This window comes from Luteimonas sp. TWI382, from assembly GCF_039674545.1.
Taxonomy (GTDB): domain Bacteria; phylum Pseudomonadota; class Gammaproteobacteria; order Xanthomonadales; family Xanthomonadaceae; genus Luteimonas.
Genome location: NZ_JBDJNS010000023.1, coordinates 40,354 through 61,531, shown reverse-complemented (window position 1 = coordinate 61,531; position 21,178 = coordinate 40,354). Strand labels below are relative to the sequence as shown.

General features: G+C 70.5%; 12 protein-coding genes. 2 read left to right on the top strand and 10 right to left on the bottom strand.

Going from position 1 to position 21,178, the window contains the following annotated elements; genetic code table 11:
* Positions 1-101: 101 nt before the first annotated feature.
* The 10 genes from ABE505_RS13505 to ABE505_RS13460 form a co-directional block, all read right to left on the bottom strand.
* Positions 102-1,202 carry a toxic anion resistance protein gene (locus tag ABE505_RS13505; RefSeq protein WP_346445112.1) on the bottom strand — a complete coding sequence of 367 codons (1,101 nt, stop codon included), beginning with the start codon at positions 1,200-1,202 and terminating at the stop codon, positions 102-104.
* Positions 1,199-1,957, bottom strand: a complete 759-nt coding sequence (locus ABE505_RS13500; protein WP_346445111.1) for a hypothetical protein — start codon at positions 1,955-1,957, stop codon at positions 1,199-1,201. The genes ABE505_RS13505 and ABE505_RS13500 overlap by 4 nt, the downstream gene beginning before the upstream one ends.
* Positions 1,954-7,272 carry a DNA repair ATPase gene (locus ABE505_RS13495; RefSeq protein ID WP_346445110.1) on the bottom strand — a complete coding sequence of 1,773 codons (5,319 nt, stop codon included), beginning with the start codon at positions 7,270-7,272 and terminating at the stop codon, positions 1,954-1,956. The genes ABE505_RS13500 and ABE505_RS13495 overlap by 4 nt, the downstream gene beginning before the upstream one ends.
* Before the next feature lie 105 nt (positions 7,273-7,377).
* On the bottom strand, positions 7,378-9,363 hold the full coding sequence (locus ABE505_RS13490) for a hypothetical protein (protein ID WP_346445109.1): 1,986 nt from the start codon (positions 9,361-9,363) through the stop codon (positions 7,378-7,380).
* A gap of 48 nt (positions 9,364-9,411) precedes the next feature.
* Positions 9,412-10,044, bottom strand: coding sequence for a hypothetical protein (locus ABE505_RS13485; RefSeq protein ID WP_346458285.1), 633 nt, complete (start codon positions 10,042-10,044; stop codon positions 9,412-9,414).
* Between the two features lie 146 nt (positions 10,045-10,190).
* Entirely contained in the window at positions 10,191-10,865 is a 675-nt protein-coding gene (gene pdeM, locus ABE505_RS13480; RefSeq protein WP_346445107.1) for a ligase-associated DNA damage response endonuclease PdeM, read from the bottom strand.
* On the bottom strand, positions 10,858-13,356 hold the full coding sequence (locus ABE505_RS13475; RefSeq protein WP_346446217.1) for a ligase-associated DNA damage response DEXH box helicase: 2,499 nt from the start codon (positions 13,354-13,356) through the stop codon (positions 10,858-10,860). The genes pdeM and ABE505_RS13475 overlap by 8 nt, the downstream gene beginning before the upstream one ends.
* 61 nt (positions 13,357-13,417) lie before the next feature.
* Positions 13,418-15,124 (bottom strand): ATP-dependent DNA ligase, encoded by a 1,707-nt coding sequence (locus ABE505_RS13470; RefSeq protein WP_346445105.1) that lies wholly within the window; start codon positions 15,122-15,124, stop codon positions 13,418-13,420.
* Between the two features lie 25 nt (positions 15,125-15,149).
* Positions 15,150-16,154, bottom strand: a complete 1,005-nt coding sequence (locus tag ABE505_RS13465) for a ligase-associated DNA damage response exonuclease (protein WP_346445115.1) — start codon at positions 16,152-16,154, stop codon at positions 15,150-15,152.
* Between the two features lie 80 nt (positions 16,155-16,234).
* Complete coding sequence (locus ABE505_RS13460; protein ID WP_346445104.1) at positions 16,235-19,786, bottom strand: ATP-binding protein; 3,552 nt, start codon at positions 19,784-19,786, stop codon at positions 16,235-16,237.
* 151 nt (positions 19,787-19,937) lie between these two features.
* Here ABE505_RS13460 and ABE505_RS13455 point away from each other — a divergent pair, with 151 nt between their 5' ends.
* Both ABE505_RS13455 and ABE505_RS13450 read left to right on the top strand, forming a co-directional pair.
* Positions 19,938-20,603 (top strand): YceI family protein, encoded by a 666-nt coding sequence (locus tag ABE505_RS13455; RefSeq protein ID WP_346445103.1) that lies wholly within the window; start codon positions 19,938-19,940, stop codon positions 20,601-20,603.
* Complete coding sequence (locus ABE505_RS13450; protein WP_346445102.1) at positions 20,600-21,178, top strand: cytochrome b; 579 nt, start codon at positions 20,600-20,602, stop codon at positions 21,176-21,178. The genes ABE505_RS13455 and ABE505_RS13450 overlap by 4 nt, the downstream gene beginning before the upstream one ends.

Genomic DNA, 21,178 nt, shown 5'->3' with positions numbered 1-21,178 from the left:
CCGAGTTGTGGGTTTTTTACCCACCAAGGGGTTTTTTTTTTATTTTTCTCTACTCTATATCCCCCGCCCACCCCGGTGCCGGACCGGTTTGCGAACGGCGCTCAGACCTCCAGCGCGGGCTTGGCCAGCTGCTTCTGGACGTCCTCGCGCAACCGCGCCAGCTCGCCCTCGGCCTGCCGGCGCTGCTCGATGCCTTCGCGATGGACCTGACGGACTTCCTCGACCGTGTGGATCAGCTGGTCGTGGACGTGGCGCAGGGTCGCGATGTCGATCACCGCACGCTGGTTCGCGCGCGCCGTCCCCACCGAGGTCTCGCGCAGCAGATCGGCGTTGCGGCGCATCAACTCGTTGGTCGCGTCGTCGATCGCATTCGACAGCGCGACCGCGTTCTTCTGCTCGCCCAGCGACAGCTGGATCGCGAACTGCCGCTTCCACGACGGAATCGTGACGTTGCGGACGGTGTTGAACTTCTCGATGAGCTGGATCGCGTTGGCCTGGATCAAGCGGATCATCGGCAGCGACTGCTCGGCGGCGTGCTGCATCACCGCCAGGTCGCCGACGCGCTTGTCGAGCAACCGGACCGCATTGTCGATCTCCGCGCGCCGGGTACGCGACTGCGGGTCGTCGAGGCCATCGAGCGCGCGCAGGTCCTCGGCCAGTTCGGCCAGGCGCTGCCTGCCCGCCGCGACGTGGACGCCCAGCGCGCGGCGCTCCTCGACGACGATGTCGAACATGCGGTCGAATTCGGACACGCGCCGGTGCTGGCCGTCCTGCTGGCGGCCGATGTCCTGCATCAGTCGCTCGATCTGCTGGTTGGTGGTGCTGAACTTCTGCACCAATTCGTCGCGCGAGCCACGCAGCCGGTCGATCAGCGGGCCGATCACCGGTAGCTTCGAACGCCCGGCGACACTGCCCAGGTCGAGGCCGCGCGCGATGCGCACCACCTCGCCGAGCTTGTCGCCGGAGGCGTCGAGGTCGCTGTTGCGCACCTGGTCGAGCAACTGGCTGGAGAAGGCGGCCGTCTTGCTCGCCGCCTCGCGGCCGAACACGTGCAGATTGCCGGGCGAGATGTCCGCAAGCGCCTTGCCGGCCGCGGCGATCTCGCTGCGGTCGTCCGCGGTCAGGCCCAGGGCCTGCAGCGCGGCATCATCGAGCACACCGGCGGCGGGCAAGAGGGCGTGGTCGGGGGTGTCCTGGCTCATGCGGCGGTCTCCTGATCGGCGGCCCGGTCGGACGGCCGTGGGTCGAGTGTAGCGGCCATGCCGGCGAGTTCGGCAGCGATCTCGGCCTCGATCGCCGCGGCAGCCTCGGTGTGCACGACGCCGTCGATGGCGCCCGTCCCGAGGGCGCGCTGGCGCCACACCGGCACCAGCACCTCGCGGATGTTGCGGTAGCGGTCCAGTAGCGACAGGCCCTGCGCGTGCAGCAGTGCGAGCTGGCGCGCGCTCAGCGCATGCGCCTCCGCCACGTCGCGCAGATGCTGCCGGCGCCGGTCGAGCGCCAGGCCTGCCGCCTCATCCGCTTCGTCGACCGCCGGACCGGCGCCCGCCGCAGCCCCGCGCAGCGCCGCCAGCGCGGCCTCGACCCGGTCGAGGCAGGCGCGCTGGCCGTCGAGATGCGCGGCCAGCACGTCAGCGGCGCGATCGGCATCGCGCAGCAATATGCCCAGGCGTGCAGCCAGCGCGCTGGCCTCGGCCTGCAACGTCACGTCTCGCCCGAACAGGCGTCCGAGCAACCCGGCACTACGGCGCAGGGCGCGCGGTGCGTCCGCGCGCATCGCCAGATGCACCGCACGCAGGCGCTCGACGAGTTGGGCCGGAGGACCGGCCTCCAGCGCAGTCTCGATGTCGATCGCATCGAACGCGGCGAGTGCCGAGGCGCCGTGCGCCATCGCGGCGCGGACCCGGTCCGCCGTCCGGCTCGTCTGCGCTGGGTCATGCGGCGCCTGGGGGCTCATTCGGGCGGCGTCTCCCGGCGCCCGTCCAGCAGCCCCAACTGGTCGAGCGCCTCGTCGAGCCGGCGCTCGGCGGGCGTGCGCTCGCGCCGCGACCGTGTCGTTGCAGGCCCGGCGTCGTTCGCCGCCGCGCGCAGCCGCAGCAACTCGATCAGCTGCGCGAGTGCGGCATTGAGGCCGGCCTGTCCGGCCAGCGACTGGCCGAAGCGCTCGAGCAGCGGCGCGATCGCGGCGTGCATCGCGGCCGACCCGGTCTCGGCCGGCTCGCTTCGCACGGTTGGCGCGTCGACGCCGCGCTCGGCGATACGCTGCAGCGCGCCCAGAATGTCCTGCCACGGCGCCGGCGGCGGTGCCGGGGGTGGCTCGCCGCCGCCCATCGCCTGCAGGCCCTGGGCGATGTCGGCCAGTTGCGCGACTACGCGCGCGCCGGTGTCGGCGTCGTCGCCCCCCATCGCCTTGTCGCGCAGGAAATCGCGCTTGATCTGCGCCCAGCGTGCGGCCTGGGCCTCGGTCATCGTGCCACGCAGATCGGCCAGCTTCAGCAGGTTCTCCTCGGCGCCGGTGGTCAACAGCTGGGCCTCGCCCAGGTAATGATCGGCGATGAGTTGCTGCAACTCGGCGGCGTTCATCACAGGCGAGATCTTCTCGGCCAGCTTGTTCATGTTGCGATAGCTGCCCTGCAACCGGAACGCCGGCTCGGTGCGGTAGCGGTCGGCCTGGGCGGCGCTGGCGATGTACTGCTGGTTGACCCGGTAGACCACGTCGCGCACCTGCATCAGTCGCTGCAGCGTGGCGACGATCTCGTTGACCTCCGCGCCGCTGTAGGCATGCGACAGGTCGTTGGTGGAGACCTCCTTGCCCGCTGCGCGGTCGGCGAGCAGGTATAGGTCGGCCATGTCGCGCGTGGCCAACGGTGCCAGCACCGGGTTGGAGGTCAGGCTGTTTTCGATGTAGCTGAGCTTGAACGCATCCTCCATGCCGCCAAGCACGTCGCCCAGGTTGTAGATGTCGGCGCGGTTGGCAAGCATGTCGGGAATCTTGAACACCTCACCCGATTCAGTGTAGGGGTTGCCGGCCATGACCACGCAGAACTTTCGCCCGCGCATGTCGTAGGTCTTGGTGCGACCCTGCCACACGCCTTCGATGCGGCGCGTGCCGTCGCACAGCGAGATGAACTTCTGCAGGAACTCGGGATGTGTGTGCTGGATGTCGTCGACGTACAGCATCGTGTTGCTGCCCATCTCCAGCGCGAGGTTGAGCTTGTGCAGTTCCTGGCGCGAGGTCGCATCGGGCGCCTGGTCGGGATCGAGCGAGCGCACCTCGTGGCCGAGCGCCGGCCCGTTGATCTTCATGAAGACCAGGCCGAGCCGGCTGGCCACGTACTCCATCAGCGTGGTCTTTCCGTAGCCGGGTGGCGAGATCATCATCAGCAGGCCCATCAGGTCGCTGCGCTTGTCCTCGCCGACGGTGCCCATCTGCTTGGCGAGGTTGTCGCCGATCAGCGGCAGATAGACCTCGTCGATCAGCCGGTTACGCACGAACGAGGTCAATGGCCGCGCCTTGAACTCCGACAGCCGAAGCGCCTCGCGTTCGCGTGTCGCGATGCGCTGGCGCACCGCCTGATAGCGGTGGAACGCCGGTACGAAGGTCTCGCGGTGCGTGCGCAGCCGCGACAGGAAATCGTCGACCGCCAACCGCAGGCGGCCGTCCTCGATCCTCGGGTGCTCGCCGAGCAAGCCCTCGACCTCGGCGATCAGCGTGGCCTCGCGCACCCGGTGGCGCAGCGTGCGGCCGGCCAGCAGCAGCACGATCGCCTCGGGCACGTAGCCGGCCAGCGACGCGTGCTTGGGATCGCCGCACAGGCCGTGCAGCCACTGCGCCGCCAACGCCCATTGCGCCGACGGCCGCTCGGCCAGACGCTGTAGCGATGTGTCGAAGCCGGCGGCCAGGTCGGCCGCATCGAGCGCCTCGCCCAGGGCGTCGACCAGGCGTCGGGCGTAGTGGCTGATGCCGAAGGTCGGATCGCCGTCGCGCAGTTCGTCGATCAGGTATGTCGCCGCACCCACGGCCAACGCCGGATCGATCGGCAGCGCGTGTCGTGCAAGGAATCCCGACAGCGCTTCGGCGATCTCCGCGCGCAGCGCGTCCACACCGTCGGTGGAGCCGAACAGACGTTCGATCGCCAGTGCACCGGCGGTGCGCGCCGGCCACTGCGCGACGTCGCCGTCATCGCCCGCGCGCGCCCAGAACAGCATCGCCAGCGCGCGTGCCGCCGGCGGGTGGACCAGCGGGCCGGCGCCGGCGTAGAGCGGCAGCAGCGCGCGCAGGATCAGCGCCGCGTCGCGGTCGTGGATGCCCTTCTCGTAACCCTCGCGATAGCGCGGTGCGGCGAAGGTCCGCACGGTACGTTCGAGCGCTTCCGGGTCGCCAGCCTGCGCAACCAAGCCCTCCAGGCGCAGATCGTCGCGGCCGGCGATCGCCGCCTCCAGTACAAGTCCGGCCAGATACTCGCCCCGCGCGATCGAAGGCGATTCGGAATCCAACGTCACCTGCCAGTAGTCGCGCAGCGCGTCGAGCTCGGCGTCGTGGATCGCCGCGTAGAAGTCGGTCCCGGTCAGGTGCACCGCCAGGCCGTCGCCGCGCGGCAGGATGGTCAGATCCAGCGGCTGGACGTTGACACTGAAGCGGTGCCGCGGCCCGAGCCGGATCACTTGGCCACCGCCCTCGAACAGGTCGCTGCGGTCGCGCAGGCTGCGTACCGCCTCGTCGCGCACGCCCTTCAGGCGCGCCTCGACATCGTCGGCCTTGACGTTGTCGCGGTAGCCGCGCAACCGGCCGGCGAGTTCGCGCAACTTGAGGATCAGCGCATCGCCGGCGAAGAACGCGTTGAGCTCATCGGCGCTCACGAACCGCTCGGTTCGCCGCGGCAGGCCGTCGAGGATGCGCGCCGCGGCATCGAATACCGCCTGGGCCTTGCGCTGGCGATCGTCGAGCAGGGCCTGCCGATGCGCCTCGAACGTCTCCACCAGTTCCTCGCGCTTGGCGAGGATGTCGGCCAGGAACTGCTCGTGCTCGCCGAACTGGCTTTCCAGTTCCTCCAGCTGCACGGTCAGCCGCGACAGCTGCTCGTCGGCGCGTTCGGGATCGGTCGCCAGCGCCAGCGCGCCGGCGATCGCCTGCCCGAACAGCGCGAACTGCGCGCCGAACTGGGCGACGGCCTCGGCCGAGCCTAGGCTGCGTCGACGCTGCTCGGCGCGCGCGCGCGACTGGTTGAGCCGGGCGTAGAGTCCAGAGATCGCCTCCACGACCCGCGTGCGTTCGGTCGCATCGTCGACCTTCAACGTGGCCATCAACTCCGAGAGCATGTCCAGATCGCCCGCCAACGCCTGCATCGCGTCGATGCGCTCGATCAGCGCCCGCGCGGTCTGCGCGGCTTGCGCCTCGCCGTCGAGCACCTGCAGACGCTCGGCCAGCGGCTGCAATGCGGTCTCACCCGCCAGGAAGGCGCCCGTCGCGGCGCCCACGCGGTCCTGGGCCGCCTGCAGGGCTTCGCCCATGCGGTCGATGGCCGCGGTGTCGATGTAGCGCAGGTCGCGGATCGTCAGCAGGTGGCCGCGCAGTCGCCCGATCGCACCGAGCGCCTCGACGAAGTCCTCGATCCGATCCCAGTCGTCGGTCTGCAGCCGCCCGAGCAACGTGCGATGCTCGGCCTCGGCCTCGCGCATTGCACGGTCGGACTGCTGCCGGATCCCCTCGACCTTTTCGTACTCGTCGAGCACCGACTCACCGGTCGCGGCGATCTCGTGCAGCAACGGCCCGGCCCCTTCGCTCGCCTCGTCCTCGAGCCAGTGGTGAGCGTCGAACATGCGCCGGGCGTTGTGCACCAGCACCTGGTAGCGCTGGACCGACACCTCGCGGCCGTCGATCTCGCGCGCGAGATCGAACAGATTGGAGATGCCGCGTACCAGCTCGGGATTGCCGATGCGGCCCATGAAACTATTGGACGTGGGCGCACGCGCGGCGTACTCGTCGCTGGTGAACGGCGTCTGCCAGACCTGCATCGGATGGATCCGGGTCGGCGCATCGCCCTCGGCATGGAACAGCACCATGCGTCCGTCGGCCAGGATCGCGTAGCCGTGGCCGAACACCGGATTCTGCAGCGCGCGCTGGATCGTGTTGTAGACGAACAGCGCCGAGCGCCCGGCCTCGCGATCGTAGAAGACGTACATGACGTCCTCGCCGTTGGGCGAGCGGATCGCGCGCTTGAACTGCATACCGTCCATTTGCGCATCGAAGGCCTTGTGCTCGCCGCTTTGCAGGTAGTAACCGCCCGGGAAGATGATCCCGTGGTCCTCGGGCAACTGCACGCAGGCCTGGACGATGGCGTCGTTGCGCACGATCGTGCCGGTCAGGGTGTTGTAGATCAGCCCACGCCAAGCCTGTTCGCGGTAGGGCAGCACCTTGAGCAGGATCAGCGACCCGACCTGGGCGAAATCGAAGGTGGCATCGTCGATCGACTGCGTGCGGTCCTCGACCGCCTCGGCATAGATCCCCTGCCCGGTCTGCGTGTTGTTTTCGATCTTGACGGTCAAGTCGCCGCCGGTGGTCTCCACGAAGATCGTGTCGAGGATGTTGAGATGCGGGTGGCGCCCGTCGACCGCCAACTCACGGGTCGCGCGAGTCCACTCGAAGTCGAACGGCGGCGGCAGCGCGATGTCGCGCTCGCCGCGCGCGTCCAGGTAACGCAGCTCGCCGGAGTTGGCGATCTGCCAGCGGAACACGCGCACGTCGGTACTGCGTTCGCCGATCTGGAAGGCGGCCAGCAACCGGCCCTCGCGCACGATCAGCTGCAGCAGGCGGGCGTGTTTGTAGTACGCGTAGAGCTCGCCGAAGTCGCGAACGAAGCCGGCATCGCCGAGGAAGCTGCCGGCCGGATCGACCGGCACCACGTCGTAGCCGTCCGCCTCCTCGGTCAGGCGGTAGAGCGCGAAGACATCCTCGACGCGGGTCTGGGTCCGCAGGCCGATATAGACGTTGTAGCCGAACAGCAGGTGATCGCCGAGCACCTGGACGATGTCACGACCGACGCAGTTGTTCTCGGTGCGGATGCGGAAACGTCCAACGACCTCCATGCGACTGTCGCCGAACGTCTGCAGTCGGCGCGCGTTGAGCGACTCGGCCAACGCGCGCAGGCGTGCGCCCTGCTCGGCCAGCCGCCGTCGCAGCACCTCGTAGGCGCCGCCCTGGGCGACTGCCTGGTCGACGTGGCTGGCCGTCGTGGGCGTCTGCTGCCCGGCGTCGGGCGTGGGTTCTGACATCGCGACTCATCCTGCGCTGTGACGGGCATACGCAGTGGCATGCCCGGTGGATCGCGGCGCGTCACCGGCGGCCGATGACCGCCTCGGCGACGTTGCGGAGCGGCCTCAGGCCGCGCCGTCCTCGACGAGCGCGCGGCGCTCGGTGTCGGCACCGGGGGCGGCGACGCCAAGGTAGCGCTGCATCAGGTCCTGCACGATCGGACTCTTGCCGGCCAGGCCCTCGATCGACCGCCCCAGCGAGACCGCCTTGACCAGGTTCTCGAACATGCCGCCATCACCGCCGACCAGATCGATATCGGCGTTGCGCAGCGCGCTGGCGATGACCTCGGCATTCTCGCGCGAGATCTCCTTGCCCGCCTCGATCGACGCCAGCGCCTGCCGGAGCCCTGTGTCGAGCGCCATGCGGAACTCCTCGTGACCGCGCGCGGTATCGCTGAGCGCGTCGATCGCCTGGAACTTGCGGGTCAGCCCCTCGGCCTCGGCCGAGAGCTTCTTCTCGACCACGGTGGCCTCGGCGCTGCCGATCGACTCGACCGCTTCGGCCTTCGCACGACCCATCTGCGATTCGCCCTGGGCCTGCGCGGACAAGGTTTCGGCCAGCACCCGCGCCTCCGCCGTCCCCTGCTTGAGGTTGGCATCCGCCTTGGCCTCGATGACGCGCGCCTCGGCAACGCCGACCTTCTCGATCGCGACCGCACCAGCCTCCTGCACCTGCGCCTCGGCCAGACCTGGCGCGGCACGCTCGGCGCGCACGCCTTCGGCGAGCAGCTTCTTGGCTTCGGCCTGCTTGCCGGCCGCCTCGAAATCGGCCTGTGCGAGCGTGGTGACCTCGACCGCACGGTGCCGCGCGGCGGTCTCGCGCGCCTCGGCCTCCTTGACCTGACGCACCAACGCCTCCTGGGCCTTGGCCTCGGCGTCGAGGATCGTGACCTGCTTGAGACGGTCCGCCTCCGACACCTCGCGCACTTCCTTGATCCGTTCCTCCTCCTGGGCCACGGTCTTGTCGATGGCGATGCGTTCGCGGGTGATGTTGGCCACATCCATCCGGCCCTGCTCGACGACCTTGTCGCGCTCCACGCCCTGCAGTTGCACTTCACGGTCGGTGGTGACCTGCTCGAGCTGGCGGGCGCGCTCGACGCGCTCGGCCTCGATCGCGACCGCACGCTGGCGGTTCTGCGCTGCGACCTCGACCTCGCGCAGGCGGTTCTCCTCGCGGATGTCGATCAGCTGCTGGGCTTCGATGCGGGCGTTCTCGGCGACCTGGCGTTGTTCCTCCTGCACCTTCGCGGTCTCGGCTTCCTCGCGCGCGCGGATGGTCTCGATCTCGCGCTGCTGGCGCGCCTCGGCCTCGGCCTGCTGACGTTCGAGCGACAGGGTCGCCTCCCGCGTCTCGACGTTCTTCTTGGTGATCGCCAACCGCTCGTTCTGCTCGAGCTCGTTGGTGACCACGTTCTGCGAAGCGGTCAGCTCGGTGATCTTGCGGATGCCCTCGGCGTCGAGGATGTTGTACGGATCGAGCACGCTCTTTGGCGTCTGCTCGAGGTAGTCGATCGCCACGTCCTCGAGCACATAGCCATTGAGGTCGTTGCCGATGACCGCGATGATCTCGTCGCGGAACTCCTGGCGCTTTTCGAACAGGTCGGTGAAGTCGAACTTCTTGCCGACGGTCTTGAGCGCCTCGGAGAACTTGGCGTTGAACAGTTCATCGACCGCATGCTTGTCCGAGGCCCGGTCGGCGCCGAGCGCCTTGGCCACGCGCAGCACGTCGGCCTGGGTCTCGTTGACGCGCAGGTAGAATGCCACCGCGATGTCGGCGCGCATGTTGTCGCGGCAGATCAGCCCCTCCTTGCCCCGGCGGTCGATCTGCAGCGTGATCAGGCTGATCTTCATCAGCTCGGCGCGGTAGAGGACCGGGATGATGAGCGCACCAGTGAAGCGCACCTTGGGCTGGGTGCTCATATCGTTGACGATCAGCGCGGTGCCCTGGTCGACCTTCTTGTAGAAGGCCTTGAACAGGCCGGCCGCGCCGAGCAGCACGACCATGACGATGCCCAGGCCGATCAGGAACGGGGCGAGCGTGGCGACACTCATCGGGTGTTTCTCCTTCGCTTGGGGTCCGCATTCCGCGGACCGTACGGATCAGATGTGACGGTAATCGGCTTTGGGCACGACCCGGTAGCAATGCCCCACAGGATCGAACTCGACCAGCACCACGCGTTCGCCGCGGCGGTGGACATGGGCCCCTTCGGCGCGCACCTGCAGGACGAGGCCGGCACCGCCGTCGTCGACATCGGCCATGCCGGCGGACGCCGACACCGGCGGCGTCCGCACGACGGCCACCCGTCCCAGCAGCGAGGGTTCGGCGACCGGTTGCAACTTCGACAGCCAGCGCCGCAACGGTCGCAGCGCCGCGGTGGTCAGCAGTGCGCCCGGCAGCAGTGCGAGCAGCGCAGTGAGCGTGCCCAGCGTCCAGCGCAGCCAGCCCCACAGCGGCGCGAGCAGGAACAGATGGATGAAGTAGGTGCAGAACCAGCCGAAGAAGACGACCAGCGTGAGTACCAGCATGATCGGCAGCCGGTCCAGTCCCAGCCGTGCCAGAACGCCAGCCAGTCCATGCGCGTCCGCGCCATCGGGCAGGTCGAGGTCGAGATCGAGGCCACCGATGTCCACCAATCCCAGCGCCGCGATCAGCCAGTAGAGCGCGCACACGCCCAACAGCACGCTGTAGACGAGCGTGGGGTATCCGAGCGCGGTGGCGACGAATTCGGGCATGTCGGCGAAGCACTCCTGTGTCCTGGCCAGCCCACACTCCCCGCGCAGGCCGCTCCCGCCGAACATCCGGTCGATGGGCTCGCCATCATGCCAGCCCGGCTACGGTCGCCGTCAAGCCAGCGGATGGAGGCCAGCGACGGATGCGCTCAGAGCGACGCCGGCAGCGCCACCACCGCCCCCGGCGCGCAGGGATAAAGACGCAGGCCCGGCGATGGTGCGATCGGCAGGCCGCCGGCGAACGCGGTGAACGCCGGCAGCAGGCCGGCATCGTGCGCGAATACGAAGGCCGGCAAGCGGGGCAGGCCCGGCAGACGCACCACCGGATGCAGGTGTCCGCCGAGGCGGTAGCCCGCGACATCGGCCGCAACCGCGTCGTCGACGTCATGCACGAACGCGAACGGCGGCTCGTGCAACAGCGCGCCGTGCAGGCGCAGGCCGAGCGTGCGCGCCAGCTCGGGCGCGGCGCGCAAGGCGCGATCGTGATTGCCGCCGACCAGGTCGACCGACAGCGCGGGATGGCCGGCGCGCCAGGCCTGCCAGGCTGCGCGCCATGGCGCGTCGCGCGCACCCGCGTGCAGCAGGTCGCCGAGCACCAGCAGTCGCGTCGCGCCGCTGGCTTCGATCAGCCTGTCGAGCCGTTCGAGGTCGTGCTCGGTCCCGCCCCGCGGCAGCGCGATGCCGGCCTCGCGAAAGTGCTGCGCCTTGCCCAGATGCACGTCGGCCACGACCAGCGTGCGCCGCCGCGGCCACAGCAGCGCACGCTCGGCGAACAGCCGCAGCGGTTCGCCGCCGATCTCGATCTCCAGAGTGCCGTCAGCCACGGTTGCGCCGCTCCAGTTGTGCGGCGGCGCGCTGCACGCGTGTGCGCCAGTCCTCGGTGCTGAGCTGGCCGCGCATCGACTCGGCCCATAGCGGGAACGACAGCGGGGTGAACGTCCGCAGCGGGTGCAGGTCGAGCCTGCGGGCACTGCAGTCCTCGAGCGTGGTGCGCAGATGCACCACGTCCAGTTGCGCGGCAAACACCTCGCGCTCGGCCAGCGCCAGCAGCATGTGATCGGGGTCGTGCCGGCGCAGCACGTCGAACAGCAGGCCGCTGGAGGCCTGCAGTTGGCGCATCGAGCGCGGCGCGCGTCCGGGCAGCGACGGCGGCAGCAGACCGGCGACGCGGGCGATGTCGCGGAACTGGCGGCGGGCGAGCTCGGCCAGATTCAGGCTTTCGCGCAGGTCGTCGATCAGCGCCTCGGGCGAGAGCATCGTCTCGACATCGAGCGCGTCCAACTCGACCTCCTGCGCCGGCGAGAGCACCAACCCGTAATCGTTGGCGGCGAACGAGAAGCTGTTGGCGTGCAGGCGCCCCCAGCGCAGCGCCAGCAGCGCGGCCAGGCCCTCATGCACCTGACGCCCGGCAAACGGGAACACGAACAGGTGCCGCGCACCGCGCGCGCGGATCCATTCCACCAGCAGGCGGCCCGGCGCCGGCAGCGCCGACAGCCGCTGCTGCAGGTCCAGCAGCCGACCGATCGCGCGCAATTCCGGCGCATCGCGCGGGCCGGCGAACAGACGCTCGACCTCGTGCGCCAGCGTGCCCGACAACGACATCCGTCCGCCCTGCCACTTGGGCACCGTGCCGCTGCCCGCCTTGGCCACGCGCACGTACGCGGTCATGTCCTCCAGCCGCACCAGCTCCAGCGTGCGGCCGGCGAACTGGAACCGGTCGTGCGGTCGCAACCGACCGACGAAACTTTCCTCGACCGAGCCCAGTCCACCACCGCGCAGCAGCTTCACACGCACCGCGCCGTCGCTGGCGATCGTGCCGATCGACAGCCGATGGCGCAGGGCGATGCGCCGGTCCTCGACCCGATAGACCCCGTCCTCGCCGCGCACCACGCGGCGGAAGTCGGGGTAATGCGCCAGCGCCGCGCCGCCCTGGACGATGAAATCGAGCACCGCGCGCCAGGCCAGCGGGTCGAGCGTGCGAAATGCATGGGTCCTGCGGACCTCCTCGTAAAGTGCATCGGCCTCGAAGCCGCCCCCCAGTGCCAGCGTCACGCAATGCTGGGCCAGCACATCGAGGCTGAGCACCGGCGGCGGACGCGATTCGATGGTGCCCGCGGCAACGGCGGCGCGGGCGGCGGCGTACTCGACTAGCTCCAGTGCATGCGTGGGCACACAGACCACGTGGCCGGCCTCGCCCGGGCGGTGGCGCGCACGCCCGGCACGCTGCAGCAACCGCGACACGCCTTTCGGGCTGCCGATCTGCAGCACCTGGTCGACGGCGGGAAAGTCGACGCCCAGATCGAGGCTGGAGGTGGCGACCACGCAGCGCACGCTGCCGGCGCGCAGGCCCTGCTCGGCGGCCGCCCGCAGCTTCGGGTCGAGCGAGCCGTGATGCAGCGCCAGTGTCTCGGGCGCCTCCGGCCATACCGCCGACAGCGCGCGGTGCCACAGTTCGGCCTGCGATCGGGTGTTGGCGAACAGCAGGCTGGTGCGCTCGGCCATCAAGCGCTCGAGCACGCGCGGCAGCTGCGCCAGGCCCAGATGGCCGGCCCACGGAAAGCGCTCGTCTTCGCCGGGCAGCAGCGTGTCGAGCGTGAAACGCTTGGGCGCCACGCCCGCGACCACCTGGGCCTGCGGACAATGCGGCAGCAACGCATCGCGCGCCTGCTCCAGATTGCCGAGCGTCGCCGACACGCCCCAGATGCGCAGCGCCGGTTCGAGCCGACGCAGCCGCGCCAGCGCCAGCTGCAGCAGCACGCCGCGCTTGTTGCCGAGCAGTTCGTGCCATTCGTCGACGATCACGCAGCGCACGGACGCCAGCAGCGGCGCGGTGTCGGCATAGGACAGCAGCAGCGACAGCGATTCGGGGGTGGTCACCAGCACCTCGGCCTGGCCGCTGCGCGCCAGCCGACGGTCGCGCGCGCTGGCGTCTCCAGTGCGCATGGCGACCGTCCAGTCCAGGCCGACCGCCTCGATCGGCGCGCGCAACGCGCGCACGGTGTCGACGGCAAGCGCGCGCAGCGGCGTGATCCACAGCACCTGCAGCCTGCGCGCCGCGTCCTTGCCACCGCGCGCAGGGCGCTTCACCGGGGCCGCCGGTGCTCGGCCGGACGCGCGCCGACGCGCGGCCAGCGCTTCGAGCAACGGCCCGCCGAAAGCCGCCAGCGTCTTGCCGCTGCCGGTCGGGGTCTGCAACAGGCCCGACTCGCCAGCGAGATACCGGCGCCAGACCTCACGCTGGAACGGCGCCGGACGCCAACCCTGGGCGGCGAACCAGGCGCGCAGCGGCGCATCGGGGCCGCGCAGCCGCGTCATTGGCCCGCACCACGACGCAGCCACAGGCGCCAAGCCCGAGCGCGATCGCCGGACGACGCCGTCACCGCGCGAGCGCCCGCAAGGTCTCGAGCCGATCGGCCTCGGCGATCGGCTTGTCGCGGCGCCAGCGCAGGATGCGCGGAAAGCGCACGGCGATGCCGGATTTGTGCCGGCTCGAACGGTTGACCGCCTCGAAGCCGAGCTCGAAGACGTGGTGCGCGGTGACCGAACGCACCGGGCCGAAGCGCTCCAGGGTATGGGCGCGGATCCACTTGTCGAGCGCGAGGATTTCGCGGTCGTCCAGCCCCGAGTAGGCCTTGGCGACCGGCACCAGCGCGTCGCCGTCCCACAGCGCGAAGGTGTAGTCGGTGTAGAGCGTGCTGCGCCGGCCGTGGCCGGCCTGTGCGTAGATCAGCACCGCGTCGATGGTCAGCGGGTCGATCTTCCACTTCCACCAGTCGCCGCGACGCCGGCCGGCCTGGTAGCGGGCGTCGGCGCGCTTGAGCATCAAGCCCTCGACGCCGCGCGCGCGGGCATCGGCGCGCAGCGCGGCGGCCTGCGCCCAGTCGGCGGCGTCCACGCGCGGCGAGATCACGATGCGCGGATCGTCGTGCGCGGCGACCAGGGCCTCGAGCATCGCCCGACGCTCGGCCTGCGGCCGGTCGCGCCAGTCCTCGCCGTCGAGTTCAAGCAGATCGTAGACCTGCACGCGGACCGGCGTGTCGGCCAGCGTCTTGGGCCCGGGCTTGCGGCGCTGGATGCGGGTCTGCAGCGCGGTGAATGGCATCGGCGCGGGTTCGCCCGGCCGCCAGGCGAGGAGTTCGCCGTCGAAAACGCAATCGCGCGGCAGCGTCAGTGCCGCCGCCTCGATCTCGGGGAAGCGCCCGTCGAGGCGTTCCTCGCCGCGCGACCACAGCGCGATGTCCGCGCCGCGGCGGATCAGCTGCAGGCGGATGCCATCCCACTTCCATTCCAGCAGCCAGTCGTCGATCGGACCGAGTGCGCGCGCGACCGCATCGGGATCGTTCGCCAGCGCCGGTGCCGCAGCATCCGTATCGGGAGCCGCCTCGACATCGGTGCCCGCGTCCTCGCCCGCCGCGTCGGGACGCAGCGCCTGCTCCAGCGGCGAGGCGAGGAAGAACGGATACGGCTGGCGCCGATCGCCGGGCAGTTCGTCGGGCGAAAGCAGGTCACGCAGGAACTGCGCGCTTGGCGTCCAGCTGCCGAGCATGCGCTGGGCGATGCGCGCGATGTCCAACCCGCTCATCTCCGCCAGCGCCTGCTGCACCAGTCGCTGCGAGACGCCCACGCGCAGCGCACCGGTCAGCAATTTGTTGAACACCAGTCGCTCATCGAAGGCCAGCGAGGCCCAGGCCTCGACCACCAGCGTGCGCCGGACTTCGAGATCGCGATTGGCGACCGGAATCAGCCGCCGTTCGATCCAGTCTGCCAACGACACGTCCTCGGCCGGCGCCGTGGGGTCATCGAGCAGCAGCGCCAACGTCTCGGCCAGGTCGCCGACCTGGTCGTAGCTGTCGTCGACCAGCCAATCGGGCAGCCCTGCGACCTGGCCGATCCACTCGCGCAATTCGCGGGTGTTGGCGATGCGCCGGCCCGCCCCGGCCACCTTGCCGCCGGCCAGCAGAAACAACGCCCAGGCCGCGTCGTGCGGTGGCGTGTCGCGGAAGTAGTCGACCAGTGCCGCGCGCTTGTCGAGCGTGGCGGTGCTGCGGTCGAGCTCCCGGTACAGACGGGCGAAACGCCTCATACGCCCGCCCTCCTGCGCCCGACGCTCATTCTTCGTCCCCGAAATCGGTGCGGAAGGCTTCGGCCGCGATGCCGTCTTCGCGCAGCGCGCGGATGATCGCATCGGTGTTGCCGTGGGTCGCGATCACCCGCGCGGCGCCGGTCTCGCGCACGGTCCGCATCAGATCGGGCCAGTCGGCGTGATCGGACACCACGAAGCCGCGATCGTAGTTGCGGCGGCGCCGGTTGCCGCGGATGCGCATCCAACCCGATGCGAAGCCCTGCTGCGCGCGCCGGAACCGGCGCATCCACGCGCTGCCAGCCGCCGATGGCGGCGCGATGATCAACCGGCCAGCGAGGTCCGCGCCCCGGTCGGTCTCGGCGACCGGCAGCGTGTCGAGCATCGCGATGCCGGCGCGCCTGTAGACTTCGACGCCGGCCGCGACCGCACCGTGCAGCAGCGCCGGCCGATCGGTGTGCGCGGCCAGTTCGGCCAGCACGCGTTGCGCCTTGCCCAGCGCATAGCAGAACAGCACCGCCGCTTCGCCCCGCGTCTCGCATTGCGCGCGCCAGGCCTCGATCTCACCGGCAACCTCCGCGGTGTCGGGCCAGCGGTACACCGGCAGGCCGAACGTGGCCTCGGTGATGAAGGTGTCGCAGCGCACGATCTCGAACGGTGCGCAGGTCGGGTCGTGCTGGCGCTTGTAGTCGCCCGAGGCGACCCACACCTCGCCATCGACCTCCACCCGCACCTGGGCCGAGCCCAGCACGTGGCCGGCCGGATGCAGCGAGACCATCGCCGCGCCCATCTGGAACGGCGCGCCGTAGTCGTGCGCGACGTAGATCTGCTCGCCCAGGCGCCACTCCAGGATCGGCAGCCCGGCGCGCGCGGTGTGGTAGGCGCCCATGCCAGTGCGCGCATGGTCGCCGTGGCCATGGGTGATCACCGCCCGCGGCACCGGACGCCACGGATCGATATGGAAATCGCCGGCCGGGCAGTACAGGCCCTCGGGGCGCAACTGGATGAGGTCGTCGCGCCGCGCTTTCGGCATGCGGGCGGTGGACGGCGGACGGGAAGCGGCCATGGCGGCAGTCTGGCGACGCCGCCGTGCAGGCGATGCCAAGCCGCCGCTCAGTCCTCGAGGTCGTCCAGGCCGCCGCCTTCGTGGATCGGCCGCCAACTCTGGGCCAGGGCGTCGGCCAGCATCTCGCCGGTCAGCGGCTTGCGCAAAAAGCCGTCGAAACCGGCCGCACGCGCCGCCGGCTCGGCCTCGGCATCGGCGCGCGCGGTCACCGCGACCAGCGGGCGGTCGAAGCCCTGGGCACGCAGCATGCCGGCCAGCGTCAGGCCGTCGATGCCGGGCAGGTCCAGGTCGAGCAGCGCGATGTCGAACACCTGGGTCCGCACTTCGGTCAGCGCGGCGAGCCCGTGCATCGCATGCGCGACCCGGTGGCCCTGCGCCTCGAGCAGGCCCCGGATCACGTCGGCCACGGTCTGGTCGTCCTCGACCAGCAGGACCACCAGCCCGACCGCCGCAGTGATGCGCTCGTGGCCTTCGAAGCGCGTGCGCCGCGGCGGCGTGGCGACCTCGGCCAGCGGCAGCACGACCGTGAACCGGGTGCCTTCGCCGAGGGTGCTCTCGACATCGATCCGGCCGCCCATCGCCAGCGACAGCTCCTGGCTGATCGCCAGCCCCAGGCCGCTGCCGCCGTAGCGCGCCGCGGTCCGCGCACCGTCGGCCTGCTCGAAGCGCCGGAACAGCCGCTGGCATTGCTCGGGGCTGAGTCCCGGCCCGGTGTCGCTGATCTGGAAGCGCAGGCCCTCGGGCGGACGCGCGATTCGCAGCCCCACCCGCCCATCGTCGGTGAACTTGATCGCATTGCCGATCAGGTTCAGCAGGATCTGCCGCACACGCACCGCATCGCCGTGCACCCAGGCCGGCACGCCATCGTCGAAGACGACCTCAAAGCCCAGTGCCTTGTGCCGGGCCATCGGCGCGGAGAGCGAGACGATGTCCTCGATCAGCGCGCGTAGCTCGAATGGCTGTGGATCGAGTTCGAGCTTGCCCGCTTCGATCCGCGCCAGATCCAGCGCATCGTTGACCAGGCGCATCAGGTGGTCGCCGGCGCGGCGGATGGATTCGGTGTAGCCGCGCTGCCGGGCATCGAGCGGCGTGTCGAGCAACAACTCGCTCATGCCCAGCACACCGGTCATCGGCGTGCGGACCTCGTGGCCGAGCGTGGCCAGAAACCGGCTCTTGGCCAGCGACGCCTGCTCGGCAAGTTCGCGCTGGCGTCCGGCCAGTTGCAGTTCCGCGCGCCGCCGCACACGCCGGCGATAGATCGATGCGCCCCACAGTGCGAACACCCCCATCGCGCAGATCAACAAGGTAAGCGCCCACCAGGTCTGCCACCACGGCGGCAACACCCGGAACCGCAGTTCCTGCATCGGCGCGGCGTTGCCATAGGCGTCGCTGGCGCGGATGCGCAGCACGTAGTTGCCGGGTCGTAGGCTCGAGAACACCCGGTCGCCGTTTGCGCCCTGGTCGATCCAGCCAGTGTCCAGCCCCTGGAGCCAGGTCCAGTAGTGGTTCGACCCCGGGTCGTCGTAGGACAGCAGCCGGGCCGAAACGCGCAGTTCGCGGTCGTCGGGGAACAGTTCGGGGTTGGTGCCGTCCAGCGGTTGCCACAGCCCGTCGCGGCGCACGTCCAGACCCAGGACGCGCAGCTTCGGCTCGTCCACCCGACCGGTCTCCTCCGAAGCGGTGTTGATGATGGCCACCGAGTCGACCGCGGTGCCGGCCGCGAGCAGGCCGCTGCTGCTGACCGCGATCGAGCGGAACAGCATCTCTTGCGACGACAGGCCGTGCTCGCTGCCGTAGCGGCGCATGCGCCGGGCCTGCGGATCCCAACGGTAGAGCCCGCGCCGGGTGGAGACCCAGACCCGTCCGCGCACGTCGACCGCCAGCCCCATCGGCATCACCGACGGCAGCCCCTCGCGCGTGCCGATCCGCTCCTGCCGCGCCCAACTCCCGCCCGCGCGCTGCCAGCGCTCCAGGCCGTCGCGCCCGGCCGCCCAGACGGTGTCCTCGCCCTGCACCGCGACCGCGTAGTACGGCTGCTCGCCGCTGACGATCACGAACCGACCGGCCTGCGGGTCGAAGTAGCCCAGTCCTGGAACGGACGCCGCCCAGGCGGTGTTGTCGGGCGCGACGTCGAAGCCGTAGACGCCCTCATGGACCAGCGGATCGTCGCCGGCCTGCCACAGCATGCGGCCGGTGTCGCCGTCGCGGTGCTCGACCCCGTAGCCGCCCATGCTGCCGGTCCACAACGTGCCGTCGGGGGCGGCGCGCACGATGTTGTAGCCCACGCCGTGCGCGACCGAGGTGCCCGGCTCGCCCTCCCACTCGCTCAGCGTGCCGTCGGGTCCGTGCCGGAACAGCCCGCCGACATGCCCGATCCACAACACGCCGCTGCGCGTCTCGGCCATGCCGAGGATGCGCTGGTTGGCCAGGCGCGCGCGTGCTGTGCCGTCGAGCCGGGAGACCTGCAGCGCCTGGTCGACGTGCTCCACGACGCCGGTTTCCGATCCCAGCCACAGCCCGCCGTCGTTGGCCGGCGCGATCGTCGCGTACCCGTGGCCCTGCAGGCCGCGCTCTCCGCGTACCAGTTCGGCGACGTGCCGCCAGTCCGAGCGCAGGAAGCCGACGCCCTCGCCCGGCGCCGATGCCCACAGCGCGCCGTCGGGCTGCAGGAACATCGCCCGCGCCGGAAACGGCCGCGAGGCGTCCCTGCCGACCGGCACCGGGGTCGGGATCCCATCCTCGGACAACCGCCACAGGCCGCGACGCGTGCCCAGCCAGTAGCCGCCGCGCGGATCGGCAAGCATCGACAGCACGCTGTTGGGGCGGGCGAACATGCCCGACCACGGACGCCAGTGCCACTGACCATCGCGCGTGCGCACAAACAGCCCGCGCGCGCTCGAGGCCCAGACTTCGTCGCCCATCGCCTGGACGTCGGTGACCGTCAGCGGCATGTCGCCGCCCGGCAGCGGCTCGCGCCAGACGCGGCGACCGTCGTAACGGGCCAGGCCCGCCATCGTCGCGATCCACAGCATGCCGTCGCTGTCGAATGACAGACTGACGACGTTGTCGCTGGGCAGCGTGCGCGGGTCGCCGGGATCATGACGCAGATGCACGAAGCTGCCATCGGCGCGCAGGCCGTAGACACCATCGGTGCCCAGGCCCATCCAGATCTCGCCCGGGCGGCTGGCGAAATCCCAGACATCGCCGAGCCGCGCTTCGGGATGGGCGTCGATCCGATAGGGTCGAAAGCCCGCCGAGCGGTCGCGGTCCATCACCGCCACGCCGCCTTCCTGGGCGGCCACCCAGACGCGGTCCTCGTGGTCGACGTGCAGCGCCTGCAGATTGTTGCCGGGGAAGGCGTCCGCCGCTTCGGGATCATGCTGCCAGACCACAAACCCGGCGCCGTCGTAGCGGGCCAGGCCATCTGCGGTGGCGATCCAGACGAAGCCGTCGCTGTCCTGGGCGATGCCGGTGACGTCTGACGTGGGCAGGCCGTCGGCGACGCCGAGCACCCGCAGGCGCGGCATCTCCGGCGTCGCGGCCAGGACACCGCAGGCGAACGTCCAGATCAGCGCCAGAGCGGCGACACGCTTCCACATGGGCCCGACATCCCTTTCCCCGCGGCCTTGCCCGCAACGCGCGATGCTCGCAACGCATCGTCCCGGATGCAAGCGGCGCCGCAGCTGCGCGACCGTGCGATTCGGGCCTAGAATCCACGCATGCCGTCCGCGGCGACCGGAGCCTGAGACGATGCGACTGCCGCGGCGCCTGTTTGTCCCCTGCCTGCTGCTGGCGCTGAGCTGCGCGCCAGCGGCCGCGCGACCGGTGCAGTACGCGCTCGACCCGGTGCACACCCGGGTGATGCTCGACATCGAACACGCCGGCCTGTCGAAGGCGATCGGCACGGTGTCGGGCAGCCAGGGCACGCTGATCTTCGATCCTGCGGACTGGTCGAGCGCGCGGGTCGAGGTCTCGGTGCCGCTCGAGCGCGTCGACTTCGGCGACGACCGCTGGAACCGCGCCGTCCGCGCGCGCAATCTGCTCGACACCGAGCAGCATCCGTCCGCCACGTTCGTCTCCAGCCGCATCGAGCCGCGCGATGCCACGCATGCCATCGTCCACGGCACGCTGACGTTGCGCGGCGTGTCCCGCGAGGTCGCGCTCGATGCGACGTTCAACGCCGCACGTCGCCACCCGATGCCGCCGTTCCGACGCATGGTCGGATTCTCGGCGACCGCACAGCTGTCGCGGGCGGACTTCGGGATCGACGCCTGGCCGTCGATGATCGGCGACACGGTCGGCCTGCGCATCGAACTCGAAGCGGTGCGCGAGCGCGGCGCGAGCCGCGACGATGCCGACGCGGATGCGGACGACGCGGCGGCGGGCACCCGCTCGCCTGGAGACGACACCCCATGACCCTGAAGAATGTCGAGCGCTGGGGCGCGGTCAGTCAACTGCTGCATTGGACCGTCGTGGTGCTGATCCTGGCGGTCGGCATCATCGGCCTGACGATGGGCGACATGCGGCCCAGCCCGACCAAGGTCCAGGTCTATGCGCTGCACAAATCGCTGGGCCTGACGATCCTCGCACTCGCCGCATTGCGGCTGGTCTGGCGGCTGTTCGCCGGCGCGCCGCGCCCGGTCGCCGGCACCCCGCGCTGGCAGGACCGCCTCGCCACGCTCACGCATTGGCTGCTGTACGCGCTGCTGTTGGCGATCCCGCTCAGCGGCTGGACGTTCAATTCGGCCGCCGGCTACCCGCTGCAGTGGTTCGGCCTGTTCAACCTGCCGGCGCTGGTCGCGCGCAGCCCGGACTTGCGCGGCCTGGCCGGCCAGGCGCACGAGTTGCTGTTCTGGACGCTGGTGGCATTGGCGCTGCTGCATGCGGCAGCCGCGCTGTATCACCACCTGTTCCTGCGCGATGCCACGCTGGCACGGATGCTGCCGCGTGGCTGGTTACGCTCTGCCTCCCCACCCTCATCCCAGGACTGA